The sequence below is a fragment of the Nonomuraea sp. NPDC005501 genome (genome assembly GCF_040605905.1).
GTDB lineage: Bacteria > Actinomycetota > Actinomycetes > Streptosporangiales > Streptosporangiaceae > Nonomuraea.
Genome location: NZ_JBEXDT010000049.1, coordinates 35,285 through 48,647 on the forward strand (window position 1 = coordinate 35,285; position 13,363 = coordinate 48,647).

9 protein-coding genes, 2 pseudogenes and 1 riboswitch are annotated in these 13,363 nt (G+C 72.8%); of the genes and pseudogenes, 6 read left to right on the forward strand and 5 right to left on the reverse strand.

The window, feature by feature from the left end; genetic code table 11:
* Positions 1-44: 44 nt before the first annotated feature.
* The 3 genes from ABZS51_RS23410 to gcvP all read left to right on the forward strand — a co-directional run bounded on the left by ABZS51_RS23410 (position 45) and on the right by gcvP (position 4,413).
* Positions 45-515 carry a bifunctional nuclease family protein gene (locus ABZS51_RS23410; protein WP_090771501.1) on the forward strand — a complete coding sequence of 157 codons (471 nt, stop codon included), beginning with the start codon at positions 45-47 and terminating at the stop codon, positions 513-515.
* Between the two features lie 148 nt (positions 516-663).
* The gene (locus tag ABZS51_RS23415; RefSeq protein WP_355444649.1) at positions 664-1,284 is read left to right on the forward strand and encodes a MerR family transcriptional regulator; all 621 of its coding nucleotides are present in this window, start codon (positions 664-666) and stop codon (positions 1,282-1,284) included.
* A gap of 19 nt (positions 1,285-1,303) precedes the next feature.
* Positions 1,304-1,399, forward strand: a riboswitch (glycine riboswitch).
* A gap of 152 nt (positions 1,400-1,551) precedes the next feature.
* On the forward strand, positions 1,552-4,413 hold the full coding sequence (gene gcvP / locus ABZS51_RS23420; protein ID WP_355444652.1) for an aminomethyl-transferring glycine dehydrogenase: 2,862 nt from the start codon (positions 1,552-1,554) through the stop codon (positions 4,411-4,413).
* 69 nt (positions 4,414-4,482) lie between these two features.
* Here the strand turns inward: gcvP and ABZS51_RS23425 are convergent.
* Both ABZS51_RS23425 and ABZS51_RS23430 read right to left on the reverse strand, forming a co-directional pair.
* Positions 4,483-4,869 (reverse strand): annotated as a pseudogene (locus ABZS51_RS23425) (response regulator transcription factor); the annotation flags it as partial.
* 35 nt (positions 4,870-4,904) lie between these two features.
* Positions 4,905-5,114 (reverse strand): ATP-binding protein, encoded by a 210-nt coding sequence (locus ABZS51_RS23430; protein ID WP_355444654.1) that lies wholly within the window; start codon positions 5,112-5,114, stop codon positions 4,905-4,907.
* A gap of 258 nt (positions 5,115-5,372) precedes the next feature.
* Here ABZS51_RS23430 and ABZS51_RS23435 point away from each other — a divergent pair, with 258 nt between their 5' ends.
* On the forward strand, positions 5,373-6,182 hold the full coding sequence (locus ABZS51_RS23435; RefSeq protein ID WP_355444657.1) for a hypothetical protein: 810 nt from the start codon (positions 5,373-5,375) through the stop codon (positions 6,180-6,182).
* Positions 6,183-6,271: 89 nt separating this feature from the next.
* Here the strand turns inward: ABZS51_RS23435 and ABZS51_RS23440 are convergent, their stop codons facing one another.
* Positions 6,272-7,018, reverse strand: a complete 747-nt coding sequence (locus tag ABZS51_RS23440; RefSeq protein ID WP_355444660.1) for a class I SAM-dependent methyltransferase — start codon at positions 7,016-7,018, stop codon at positions 6,272-6,274.
* Positions 7,019-7,384: 366 nt separating this feature from the next.
* Between ABZS51_RS23440 and ABZS51_RS23445 the strand changes: the two are divergent.
* Positions 7,385-8,755 (forward strand): annotated as a pseudogene (locus tag ABZS51_RS23445) (BTAD domain-containing putative transcriptional regulator); the annotation flags it as partial.
* Between the two features lie 1,689 nt (positions 8,756-10,444).
* On the opposite strand, the gene ABZS51_RS23450 reads toward ABZS51_RS23445, so the two are convergent.
* Complete coding sequence (locus ABZS51_RS23450) at positions 10,445-11,281, reverse strand: ABC transporter permease (protein ID WP_355444663.1); 837 nt, start codon at positions 11,279-11,281, stop codon at positions 10,445-10,447.
* Positions 11,278-12,360 carry an ATP-binding cassette domain-containing protein gene (locus ABZS51_RS23455; protein WP_355444666.1) on the reverse strand — a complete coding sequence of 361 codons (1,083 nt, stop codon included), beginning with the start codon at positions 12,358-12,360 and terminating at the stop codon, positions 11,278-11,280. The genes ABZS51_RS23450 and ABZS51_RS23455 overlap by 4 nt, the downstream gene beginning before the upstream one ends.
* A gap of 130 nt (positions 12,361-12,490) precedes the next feature.
* Between ABZS51_RS23455 and ABZS51_RS23460 the strand changes: the two genes are divergently transcribed.
* Positions 12,491-13,081: an alpha/beta family hydrolase gene (locus ABZS51_RS23460; RefSeq protein WP_310709871.1), complete on the forward strand. Its 591-nt coding sequence runs from the start codon at positions 12,491-12,493 to the stop codon at positions 13,079-13,081.
* Positions 13,082-13,363: the final 282 nt, after the last annotated feature.

Consider the following 13,363-nt stretch of genomic DNA (forward strand, 5'->3'; position numbering starts at 1 on the left):
ATGAGCTGTGCCGGGTCGCCGGCCAGTCGAATACGGAGCAGCCCGTGTTGCAGATGGAGGTCGTGGGCGTTCGGGTAGAAATGCCCACCAATCAGCCGATCGTCCTGCTCAAGGAGGCACACGGGGAGCGGTTCCTGCCCATCTGGATCGGCATGACCGAAGCCACGGCCATCGCGCTGGCCCAGGCGGAGGAGCCCCCGCCCAGGCCCCTGACGCACGACCTGTTCAGAGACGTGCTGAGCGCGCTGGGCGTCGGCCTGCGCGCCGTCAACATCGTCGCCCTGCGCGACGGGATCTTCTTCGCCGACCTGGTGTTCTCCAACGGCGTCGAGGTCAGCGCCCGGCCGTCCGACTCGATCGCCCTGGCCCTGCGCACCGGAGCGCGCATCTTCGCCAGCGAGGAGGTCGTCCAGGAGGCCGGTGTGATCATCCCCGACGACCAGGAGGACGAGGTGGAGAAGTTCAGGGAGTTCCTTGACACGATCACCCCCGAGGACTTCGGCAGGGCGGGGTAGGTATTTCAGTGCATTTACGCTTCACGACGCGCCGAGCCGGATCGTTGACTGAGCATGGTCACGGTCCTACGGTGCAAGTGAAACCCGTGGCCGCCTTTTTACGAACCCCCAGATCAGGTCACGGGATGAGAGAAAGCCGGAGGTCCGCGTGGCGGTCAGCAGCGGCGAGGGAAAGACGGCCGGCCAGGAAGACTCGGTACGGCGCGAGAGCGCGCGGCAGCGTGCCGGGGAGCAGGGACTGCTCTTCGACGAGCGACCGGCGTCGCTGCCGGGTGACATCGGATACCGTGGCCCGACGGCCTGCGCGGCGGCCGGCATCACCTACCGGCAGCTGGACTACTGGGCACGCACCGGACTGGTCGAGCCCACGATAAGAGCGGCGCAGGGCTCCGGCTCCCAGCGGCTCTACAGCTTCCGCGACATCCTGGTGCTCAAGGTCGTCAAGCGGCTTCTCGACACCGGGGTCTCCCTCCAGCAGATCCGTACGGCCGTGCAGCACCTGCGTGAGCGCGGGGTGGCCGACCTCGCCCAGATCACGCTCATGAGCGACGGTGTCAGCGTCTACGAGTGCACCTCGGCCGACGAGGTGATCGACCTGCTCCAGGGCGGTCAGGGCGTCTTCGGCATCGCCCTCGGCCGGGTCTGGCGCGAGGTCGAGGGCTCCCTCGCGGAGCTGCCGGGGGAACGAGCGGCGGTCGCGGACACCGTCCCGGCCGACCACCCCGCTGACGAGCTGGCCCAGCGGCGGCGTGCGCGCCGCACAGGGTAAAGTGAGAGCGCAAGGCTGACGACCCCGTGCGGGAGAGTCCCCGGGCTTCGTCCCTGGGGCGCCGAAGGAGCAACCCTCCCCGGAATCTCTCAGGCACCTGTACCGCTCGGGTGAGGCGTCTCTGGAAAGCAGGCGCGCCCGCCAGGCGCGTCTCACCGACGGTGCAAGCCCTCCGGGGTGAAGCTCTCAGGTCCGCATGACAGAGGGGGAGACCCGGCATAAGCCCGCGCCCTGGCGCCGGTCTCCACAGCCTCGGGAGGCACCTCCATGACCGACCTGTCAGCTCCGCCGTTCTCGGCCCGGCACATCGGCCCCTCCGCCCCGGAGCAGCAGCGCATGCTCGAGGCCGTCGGCTTCGAGTCCGTGGCCGACCTCGTGGCGGTGGCCGTGCCCGAGGCCATCAGGGCCAAGGACCGGCTGAGGCTGCCCGCCGCGGTCGGCGAGACCGGCGCGATCGCCGAGCTGCGCGCGCTGGCCGGCCGCAACCAGGTCCTCACCTCCATGATCGGCCTCGGCTACCACGAGACGGTCACGCCTGCGGTCATCCGCCGCAACCTCCTGGAGAACCCCGGCTGGTACACCGCCTACACCCCGTACCAGCCCGAGATCTCCCAGGGCCGGCTGGAGGCGCTGCTCAACTTCCAGACCGTGGTCTCCGACCTGACCGGCCTGCCCGTCGCGGGCGCCTCCCTGCTCGACGAGGCCACGGCCGCCGCCGAGGCGATGACCCTGGCCCGGCGGGCCGGCAAGGTCAAGAGCCCCGTGTTCGTCGTGGACGCCGACACGCTGCCGCAGACCAAGGCGGTGCTCGCCACCCGCGCCGAGCCGCTCGGCATCGAGCTCGTCGAGCACACCCTGGAGGGCGAGCTGCCCGAGTGCTTCGGCGTGCTCGTCCAGTACCCCGGCGCCTCCGGCCGCCTGCGTGACTTCCGCGCGGTCGCCGAGGCGGCCCACGCCTCCGGCGCCCTCGTCGTGGCCGCCGCCGACCTGCTGGCGCTCACGCTCGTCGCCGCGCCCGGTGAGCTGGGCGCCGACATCGCCGTCGGCTCCTCCCAGCGCTTCGGCGTCCCGCTCGGCTTCGGCGGGCCGCACGCCGCGTACATGTCGGTGCGCGAGGGCCTGCAGCGGCAGATGCCCGGCCGCCTGGTCGGCGTCTCCGTCGACGCCGACGGCGACCCCGCCTACCGGCTGGCGCTGCAGACCCGCGAGCAGCACATCCGCCGCGAGAAGGCCACCAGCAACATCTGCACCGCCCAGGTGCTGCTCGCCGTCATCGCCGGCATGTACGCCGTCTACCACGGGCCCGAAGGGCTGCGCCGCATCGCCGCCCGGACCCACCGGCACGCCGCCGCCCTCGCCGAGGCGCTGCGCCGCGGCGGCGTCGAGGTCGTCCACGGCGAGTTCTTCGACACCGTGCTGGCCCGCGTCCCCGGCAAGGCCGCCGACGTCGTACGGCTGGCGGCCGAGCGCGGCGTCAACGTGTGGCCCGCCGACGCCGACCACGTCGCCGTCGCCTGCTCCGAGACCACCACCGCCGACCACCTGGAGCGGGTCGCGTCGGCCTTCGGCGAGACGCTCGGCCACGAGTCCGCCTCCCGCGCCGACCTGGACGCCCTGGTCGCCGACGAGGGCCTCGACCGGCTGCCCGCCGGGCTGGCCCGCGAGTCCGGCTACCTCACCCACCCGGTCTTCCACAGCCACCACTCCGAGACCGCGATGCTGCGCTACCTGCGCAGGCTCCAGGACAAGGACATCGCGCTCGACCGGTCCATGATCCCGCTCGGCTCCTGCACGATGAAGCTCAACGCGAGCACCGAGATGGAGCCGATCACCTGGCCCGAGTTCGCCGCGATCCACCCCTACGCGCCGATCGAGCAGGCCGCCGGCTACGTCGAGCTGGTCGAGACGCTGGAGCGCTGGCTGGCCGAGATCACCGGCTACGACGCGGTCTCCATCCAGCCCAACGCCGGGTCCCAGGGCGAGCTGGCCGGGCTGCTGGCCATCCGCGCCTACCACCAGGCCAACGGCGACACCGGCCGCGACGTGTGCCTCATCCCGTCCTCCGCCCACGGCACCAACGCCGCCAGCGCCGTCATGGCCGGCATGCGCGTCGTCGTCGTGGCCTGCGACTCCGAGGGCAACGTCGACCTGGACGACCTCGACGCCAAGATCGACAAGCACCGCGGGACGCTCGCCGCCATCATGGTGACCTACCCGTCCACGCACGGCGTGTACGAGGAGGCCATCACCGAGATCTGCGCCAAGGTCCACGACGCCGGCGGCCAGGTCTACGTCGACGGGGCCAACCTCAACGCGCTGGTCGGCCTGGCCAAGCCCGGCGAGTTCGGCGCCGACGTGTCCCACCTCAACCTGCACAAGACGTTCTGCATCCCGCACGGCGGCGGCGGGCCCGGCGTCGGCCCCGTGGCCGTCCGCGAGCACCTCGCCGGCTACCTGCCCGGCCACCCGCTGCACGACGGCTCGCCGGTCGGCCCGGTCTCGGCCGCCCCGTATGGCTCGGCCGGCATCCTGCCGATCTCCTGGGCGTACATCCGCATGATGGGCTCCGACGGGCTCACCGCGGCCACCGAGCAGGCCATCCTGTCGGCCAACTACCTCGCGCGGCGCCTGGCCCCCCACTTCCCGGTCCTCTACACCGGGCGCGGCGGGCTGGTGGCGCACGAGTGCATCATCGACCTGCGCCAGATCACCAAGGAGACCGGCGTCACCGTCGACGACGTCGCCAAGCGGCTCATCGACTACGGCTTCCACGCGCCGACCATGTCGTTCCCCGTCGCGGGCACGCTCATGATCGAGCCGACCGAGAGCGAGGACGTCGCCGAGCTCGACCGGTTCGCCGACGCCATGATCGCCATCCGCGCCGAGATCGCCAAGGTGGCCTCCGGCGAGTACGACAACACCGACAACCCGCTGCGCAACGCCCCGCACACCGCCGAGGCCGTCACCGCCGACGAGTGGACCCACCCCTACACCCGCACCGAGGCCGCCTACCCGGTGTCCTCGCTGCGCGACGGCAAGTACTGGGTGCCGGTACGCCGCATCGACCAGGCCTACGGTGACCGCAACCTGGTCTGCTCCTGCCCGCCCCTGGAGGCGTACGAGGACTGACGTCCCCTCCGAGAGGCCCCTTCCCGCACCGGCGGGCAGGGGCCGCTACGGCGGCCCGTCCGGGGTGGTTCACGGATGCTCGGGAGCACCGAGCAGGCCGCGGTTGTATGCCTCCGCGACCGCGGCGGCACAGTCGTTGACGTCGAGCTTCGCATAGACGTTGAGCAGGTGCGTCTTGACCGTGGCCTCGGTGATGAACAGCCGGGCGGCCGCCTCCCGGTTGGTGTGGCCGCCCGCGACCAGGCGCAGCACCTCCAGCTCGCGCCGGCTCAACGGGCCGGTCGACGGCGCCGGGGCGCGCAGCCGACTCATCAGGCGGGCAGCCACCGAGGGCGAGAGCGCGGCCTCGCCGCGGGCGGCCGAGCGCACGGCGCGCAGCAGCTCGTCCCGCGGTGCGTCCTTGAGCAGGTAGCCGGTGGCGCCGGCCTCGATCGCGGGGAGCACGTGGCTGTCCGTGTGGTCGTCGGCGATGAGCAGCTTGATCGGGTCACTCACGAACGCACCTCCGGCGCCTCGGCGGGCAGGCAGGCCGAGATCCCGGTCCCACCCCCCACCTCCGATTCGATCTGCAACGTGCCCGACAACGCCTCGATCCGCTGCCGCATCGCCACCAGCCCGAAGCCCCCGTCCCGCTCGACCCGGGCGGCCGGGTCGAAGCCGCGGCCGTCATCGCGGACGTCGAGGGCCACCTGGTGGTCCATGTAGGAAAGGGTGAGACCGACGCGGGTGGCGGTGCCGGCATGCCGGGCGACGTGACCATCGTCGCGTCGTGCCGGAGCACGATCACCGCCACCAGTGTCAGCAGGCTGACCGCGGCGTACCCGCTGGGGGATCCCCGGGGAATGCAGGGTGTCGCGGGGGTGCGGTTCCCGTGGCCGCCAGGCCAACCGGGACAAGTCGGCAGACATGATCGCCGGAAGTCGTTAGGCTCGGTCCGATCGTCGCCGAAGGAGCCATCTTTGACGTCCTCAGAGCTGCGGAACCCGCCTCTCGACACCGCCCGCCGCCTGGCCGAGGACGGCGACCTCGAGGGCGCCGCCGCCATCCTGTCCGAGCTGGCGGCCGACCCCGACGGGCCCGACCGGGCGCAGGCCGCCGTGGGCCTGGCCGTGGTGCTGGAGGAGCGCGGCGACCTCGACGGCGCCCGTGCCGCGGCCCGGGCCGCGCTCGCCACCGGCCACCCCGAGTACGCGGCGCAGGCGGCCTGCCACCTGGCGCAGGGCTTCGAGCGGGAGGGCCGGGCCGAACAGGCGCGCGGCGCGTGGCAGGCCGTGCTGGGACTCGGCACCGCCGCGTACGTGCCGCTGGCCCACCTCGCGCTGGCCCGGCTCGCCGTACAGGCCGGAGCCCTGGACGAGGGTGAGGCGTCGCTGCGCGAGGCCGGCGCGGCGGCGGTGGCGGCCGGCGACGACGAGACGGCCGCGCACGCCGCGCAGCAGCTCGCCGTCCTGATGCTGGAGCGCGGCGAGCCGGGGGAGGCGGCGGAGGTGCTCCTCGACGCGCTGGAGGCCGCTCCGGCCGAGGTGGCGCCGCGGCTGCGGGTCCAGCTCGGGATCGCGCACCTGGAGATGGCGTGCGCCGAGTTCGCGGGGGCCGTCGAGGACGGCGCCGACGCGGGGACGAGCGCCCTCGCCATCGAACTGCTGGCCCGCACGCTTCCCTTACGGGGGCGGGACGACGACGCCGAGCACGTCTGGGCGTACGGGCTGGACCACGAGGACGAGACGCTGGCCGCCGACGTCCGTCTCCGCCGCGACCGCGACACCTGACGACCCGCTCCGGGCGGGCCGGGTGGGGCCCGGTGGACCGGGGGGAGCCGGTCGGCAGCAGGCCGGCGTCCGGCCTGTCCGCGGCGGGGTCAGGTCACGAGCAGGCGAAGACCGAGCTCCGCCGCGTCGAGAGCGACGAGGTCGCGGTTGCGTTCGGCCCACCGGCCTGAGACAAGGTCATCACGGAGGCTGCGCACCGCCCGCCGCTCGGCCTCCGGCCCGACTCTGGCCCACACCGACACTCCACGACGCACACGATCATCCAGGTACGCCTCGGGGCGGCGCCAGTGGGCCTCGAAGAAGCCGTCAGCGCAGTCCCACGGAACGAGTACGGGCTCCGTGCGAGCTCCGATCGCGTCGGCCATCTCGGTCAGCGAGGGCCGGCCGGCCAGGAGGCCGGCGACCTCAGGCAGGTAGTCGCGAGTGAGCCAGAACCGACGACGCCATCCGGTGTCACTGTCGTCGCACGTGAACACCACCACGCGGCGGGCCACGCGCCGCAGCTCGCGCAGCCCGGCAATGGGGTCCCGCCAGTGATGAACGGTGCTGACGGCCATCGCGGCGTCGAAGGACTGGTCCTCGAACGGGAGGCTCTCCGCGTCGGCGGCCACGCACGGCGCCGCGTCCGCGGGGCGCTGCGCCCGCATCAGCGCCGACGGTTCCACGGCGGTGACGTCGCGCCCGGGCGGCTCGTAGGAGCCGGTGCCGGCCCCGACATTCACCACCGTCCGCGCATCGCCGAGCGCGGCCCAGATCCTCGCGGCGATCCGCGGATCGGTGCGCCGCGTCACGGTGTAAGCGGCTCCGATGGTGTCATACAGCTGAGCACTGGACATGTCGCTGCCTCCCTGACGGGGGCCATCCCCACGCCCCGCGCATGGGCCGGCGTCATCGTGCTGGATCCTCGGTGTTCTTCCCTCGACGCTGTGATGATCGCCGCTGCTCGTCCGGGGGTCAAGGTCGATCCTCATCGGCCTCGCCCGCGGGCGCCGCGGCCCGGCCCGCTCCCGGCACCGGAGGACCGGGCCGCGTGGGCCGCGATCATCACGAGTCGGGATACCTCTCGGTCTGCCTGCTTCCCGCCCGTGACTCGTCCGTAAGCTGGGGGTGTGTCCCCCGCACTGGTCCTGCTCGACGGCGTTCGATGGCGGGGCGTGCGCGTCGTCGGCGATCGCGCGCAGACCCTGCTGGCGGTGCTCGCCATGTGCGGGCGTGCGGGGGTCGGTGACGAGCGCCTGGTCGAGGAGTTGTGGCCCGGCGAGGCGCCGGCCAACCCGACCAAGGCGCTGCAGGTGGTCGTCTCGCGGACCAGGGCGGCGACCTGCGCCGATGCCGTCGTACGGATCCCGCGTGGTTACCGCCTCGGGCTGCCCGCCGGTCAGGTGGACGCGCTGCTGCTCGGCGCGCTGGTGGAACAGGCACGGGCCGCACTGGCCGAGGACGACACGGCGCTCGCGCGTCGCCACGCCGAAGAGGCCATGGGTCTCATGGCCGGCGGCCTGGTCGGCGCCACGGGTGCGCTCGCTGAGCTGAGGGCCGCCGCCGCGGGACGGGTGTCCGAGGCGCGACGGGTGGCGGCGATCGCGCAGGGCCGCAGCGGCGCCCACGACAAGGCGCTGCCGCTGCTGGAGGAGGCCGCGGCCGATCGGCCGCACGACGAGGAGCTGCTCGCCTGCCTGCTGCGCAGCGAGGCCGCCGTACGTGGTGCCGCCGCGGCTCTGGAGCGCTACGAGCGCTACCGCGCGGACCTGGTGGCGCGGCTCGGCACGGACCCGGGGCCTGAGCTCGTCCGCGTCCACGCCGCGCTCCTCGCCGCGGATCGGCCGGTCCGCGAGGGCATCCTGTACGACGGGTCCTCGCTGCTCGGCCGCGACGGCGACATCCGTGCGGTGCACGCCCTGTTGCAGACCAACCGGGTGGTCTCCATCGTCGGCTCCGGCGGGCTGGGCAAGACGCGGCTGGCTCATGTCGTCGGCCGGAACGCCGCGCAGCCCGTCGCCCACTTCGTCGAGCTCGTCGGCGTCTCCTCGCCGGAGGGCGTGGTGGGCGAGGTCGGCTCGGCGCTCGGGGTCCGGGACTCGGTCAGCGGGCGTCGTGGCCTGAGCGCCGAGCGGCGCTCCGACGTTCGCGCCCGCATCGCCCAGCATCTCGACCAGGCCCCGGCGCTGCTGATCCTGGACAACTGCGAGCACGTGATCGAGGCCGTGGCCGACCTGGTGGCGTTCCTGACCGTGACGACCCGCGACCTGCGGGTGCTCATCACCTCGCGCTCCCCGCTGTCGATCCCCGCCGAACGCGTCCACCCGCTCGGCGAGCTGCTCACGGATGACGCGGTGGAGCTGTTCCGCCAGCGCGCCACGGCCGCCCGCCCGGACGTCCGGATCGACGAGGGAGTGGTCGCGGACGTCGTCGCGCGCCTCGACGGGCTGCCGCTCGCGATCGAGCTGGCCGCGGCCAAGGTGCGGGTGATGTCGGTGGAGGAGATCGCGCGGCGTCTGGCGGACCGGTTCGCTCTCCTGCGCGGCGGGAACCGTGCGGCCCCCGACCGGCACCAGACGCTGCTCGCGGTCATCGACTGGTCGTGGAACCTGCTGGACGAGCCGGAACGGCGGGCGCTGCGGTGGTTGTCGCTGTTCGGCGACGGCTTCACGCTGGCCGCGGCCGAACACGTACTCGGCACGGACGCCCTGCATGTCGTGGACGCGCTGACCGCGCAGTCGATGCTGAGCGTCCGCGAGACGACGTACGGCCTCCGCTACCGGATGCTGGAGACCGTCAGAGAGTTCGGGCGGATGCGGCTGAAGGAGGCCGGCGAGGAGGCGCCCGCTCGGGCGGCGCAGCGGGCCTGGGCGACGGCGTACGCCCTCGCACACGCGTCCGAGCTGTTCAGCCCGGCGCAGTTCGCGGCGGCCGACGCGTTGCACGCCGAGGAGAGCAACCTCGCCGAACTGCTCAGGCAGGCGCTCGGCGAGGCCGATCCCGCCACGACGGTGCAGTTGCTGGTCGGCATCGGCGGGCTGTGGTCGATCCGCGGTGACCATTCCCGGGTCTTCGCGCATCGGCTCGCGATCAGCCAGGTCGTCACCGGCTGGACGCCGCCGCCACAGCTCATCGAGGTGGCCAGGGCCGCCATGCTGATCACGATCATGAACATCATGATCATCGCCGACCGGAGCGTCGATCCGGTGCGGGACCTCCTCCGCAGGTTGCCCGTCACCGACGCGACGGATTCCCGCGTGGCGGCGATGGCCACGGTGATGCTCGCGTGCGACACGACCGACGTCGTCGAGCTGCACCGCAGGCTGGCGGAGCTGTGCCGCAGCGACGACCGTGACGTGGTCCTGGCGGCGACGCAGACGAGCGTCCATTCCCTGGAGAACATAGGAGACGTGACCGGGGCGATCGAGGCCGGCGAGCGGGTGCTGGCGATGCTCGGCGAGGATCAGGGGCCCTGGTTGGCCGCCATCATGCACGCGGAGCTGGCCCACCTGAGCATGAACCTCGGCGACCGCAGGAAGGCGGTCGGACACGCGCGTACCGCCATCCCGGTGCTGAGCCGGGTCGGCGCCACCGACGACGAGACCCAGCTCCGCTCGGTGTTGCTGATGTCCGCGCTCACCGACGGCGACCTCGGCGCCGCGGAGGCCGAGTTCGCCGAGATCGCGCCGGTCAACGACGGCGAGACGGTGCTCGGCGGGGTCTCGATCGTCTCGTTGTGCGCGGCCGAGCTCGCCCTCGCCCGCGGCGAGACGGCCGCCGCGCTGGCGGAATGCCGGCTGGCCGTCCGGCGGGCCCGCGGTCTGCGCCTGCCCGGAGTGCCGGAGGGGGGAGCGACGCCGTGGACGATCATCGCGGAGTCGGTCACCCTGACGGCGTTCGCGTACCACGCCGGGCCGGAGGACGTCCGGTACGGCGAGGAGCTGTTCTCCGCCATGCGGGGCTACGACCTGCTGGACCTGGGCAGCCCCATCCTCGACTACCCGCTGTGCGGCTCCTTGCTCTTCGCGCTCGGCGCCTGGGGGCTGCTGCGGGGAGCGATGCCTCCCCGCGACGCGATCGTGCTGCTGGTGCTGGCCGAGCGGTTCGCGTACAACAACAGCATGCCCAGCATGACCTGGGAGCGGATCGAACCGTACGCGGAGCGGGCCGCGCCCGGGACGATCGCTCTCGTGCGGGCCGGGTACGGCGACCGGCGCGGCCCCGAACTGCTCGGCGAGGCGCGGAGCCTCGTCGAGCGGGTCCGCGGCCGCGGCGGGCGCGGGTCACATGTGCCGCTTGTAGCTGCGTACCGACAGCGGGGCGAAGATCGCGATGACGACCAGGCACGCCAGGAGCGTCCAGCCCACCTCTCCACTGACGAGGGCGCTGTTGGCCAGGTCGCGGGCGGCCGTGACCAGGTGTGAGACCGGGTTGACCCGTACGAACGCGGCCAGCCAGCCGGGCAGGGTCTCGACGGGGACGAACGCGTTCGACAGGAACGTCAGCGGGAACAGGATCATCATGGAGATGCCCTGCACGGCCTGGGCGCTCCGGGAGATCGTGCCGACCCAGGTGAAGACCCACGCCAGCGACCAGCCCGTGAAGATCGCCAGCAGGATCGCGCCGAGCACGCCGCCCACCCCGCCGCCCGGGCGGTAACCCATCATCAGGCCCATGGCGAAGGTCAGAGTGGCCGCGATCGCGTAACGCAGCAGGTCGGCCACCATCGGGCCGGCGAGCGGCGCGATCCGGGCGATCGGCAACGACTTGAAGCGGTCGAAGACGCCCTTCTCCATGTCCTCGCGCAGTTGCGTGCCCGTGGCCATGCACGTCGTCAGCACGGTCTGGGCGAGGATTCCGGGGACCATCAGGGGGAGGTAGCTCTTCACGTCGCCGGCGATGGCGCCGCCGAAGATGAAGGCGAACATCGCCGTGAACAGGATGGGCTGCAGCGCCACGTCGAAGAACTGCTCCGGGTTGCGGCGCATCTTCTTGAGCGCCCGCCACGCCATCGTCAGGGTCTGGCCGAGGGTCTCCGCCACGGAGACGCGCCGCCGGGCGGCGGCCACGCGGTCAGTGGCCCGGACCGTCTCACGCGCGGGTGCGATCACGGTGCTCATCGGTTCTCCTTCGTGCCGGTCTCGCCGTCGTCCGTCCTGCGATCCGGCTCCCGGCCCGCATCGTGGCCCGGCTCGTGGCCGGTCTCGTGGCCCGTCTCGTGGCCCGTGAGGGCGAGGAACACCTCGTCCAGGCTGGGCTTGGCCACGCTCACCGAGGAGATCGACACCCCGGCGGTGCGCAGCGCGATCAGCACGTCCGCGGCCAGGTCGGCCTGGTCGAGGGCGACGTTGAGGCGGCCCTGCTCCGGGCTGAGGACCGGGTCGGAGCCGAGGACGCGCCGCACGACCTCCACGGCGGCGGGCACCTCGCCCGGCTCGGCGAGCAGCAACTGGAGGGTGGAGTTGCCGACCGCGGTCTTCAGCTGGTCGGGGGTGCCCTCGGCGACCTTGCGGCCGTGGTCGATGACCGCGACGCGATCGGCGAGCTGGTCGGCCTCGTCCAGATACTGCGTGGTCAGCAGCACCGTGCAGCCGTCGGCGACGAGGCCGCGGATGGTGTCCCACATCTGGCCGCGCGTGCGCGGATCGAGCCCGGTGGTCGGCTCGTCGAGGAAGATCAGCGGTGGCCTGGTGATCAGGCTGGCCGCCAGGTCGAGGCGCCGGCGCATGCCGCCGGAGAACTGCGCGATCGGCTTGTCGGCCGCCTTCTCCAGGCCGAACTGGCCCAGCAGCTCGCTGGCGATGCGCCGGGCACTCGGCCCGGCGATGCCCTGCAGGCGGCTGAACAGCCAGAGGTTCTCGCGGGCGGTCAGGTTCTCGTCGACAGAGGCGTACTGTCCGGTGACGCCGACCAGCTGGCGGATCACGTGCGGGTTGCCGGCCACGTCGACCCCGAAGATCTCGGCCCGGCCCGCGTCGATCGTCAACAGGGTGGCCAGCATCCGTAGGGTGGTGGTCTTGCCGGCGCCGTTCGGGCCGAGGACGCCGAAGATCTCACCGGTGCGTACGTCGAGGTCGATCCCGTCGACGGCGCGGTTCCGGCCGAACGTCTTCACCAGCCCTTCGGTGCGTACGGCCAGATCGGTGCCCCCGCCGGGGGCCGGGCCGCCCCCGGTACGTCCGAGTTCTGTGATGCTCATGGCCTCACTCTCGGCGGCGCCGGTTTCACGGCACCCTCGACCGGGTTTCACCGGTTTCAGAGAGCTGCCGACAAGGGCCGGTGGTGGGTCCGGGGGCCGGTCGTGGTGCGGGGCCCGATACGGTTCTCGCATGGAGGTCATGACGCCGCGCGGGCCCGCGTCGGTGCAGGTGGACGATGCCGAGAGGCCCCGGTTGCTGCTCGTGCTGACCCACGGGTCGGCCGGGGGAGTGGACGCGCCCGACCTGCTGGCCGTGCGCGACGCCGCCCTCGCGGCGGGGGCCAGCGTGGCTCGGGTGACGCAGCCGTTCAGGCTCGCCGGGGCCCGCGCTCCGGGCTCGGCGGCCCGGCAGGACGAGGCGTGGTGCGCCGTGCTGGCCGAGCTGCGATCGAAGGCGCCGGGCCTGCCGCTGGTGCAAGGTGGCCGGAGCAACGGGGCGCGGGTCGCCTGCCGTACCGCCAAGGACGTCGGGGCGGCGGCGGTGGTCGCCCTCGCGTTCCCGCTGCACCCGCCCGGCAAGCCGGAACGCTCGAGAGCCGACGAGCTGCGCGGGGCGGGTGTGGACGTGCTCGTGGTGAACGGGGACCGCGATCCGTTCGGGGTGCCGGACGCCGCCGACGCGGCACGGCTCGTGGTGCTGCCGGGGGAGGGGCACGACCTGAAGAAGGACCCCGCCCGGGTCGGCGAGGTGGTCGCCGACTGGATCATGTCGTACGCCTGACCGGACGTCCGGACGGCCCGCGCACAGGTGGACGACCCGCGTAGGGGTGGGAGCGGACACTCTGCCCGGTGCAGGACGCCGCGGAGCGGCCGGGTCGCGGGTGTGGCCGGGATGGTGACCGGGCGGCGCGTGCCCGGTGACCTCAGGCCCGTGACTTCAGGACTATGACTACAGGACTGTGACTTCAGGCCTGGTGACCTCAAGCCCGTGACTTCAGGCCCGTGACGTCAGGACTATGACTTCTGTGACTTCAGGACTGTGACGGCAGAACCGTGATGGCAG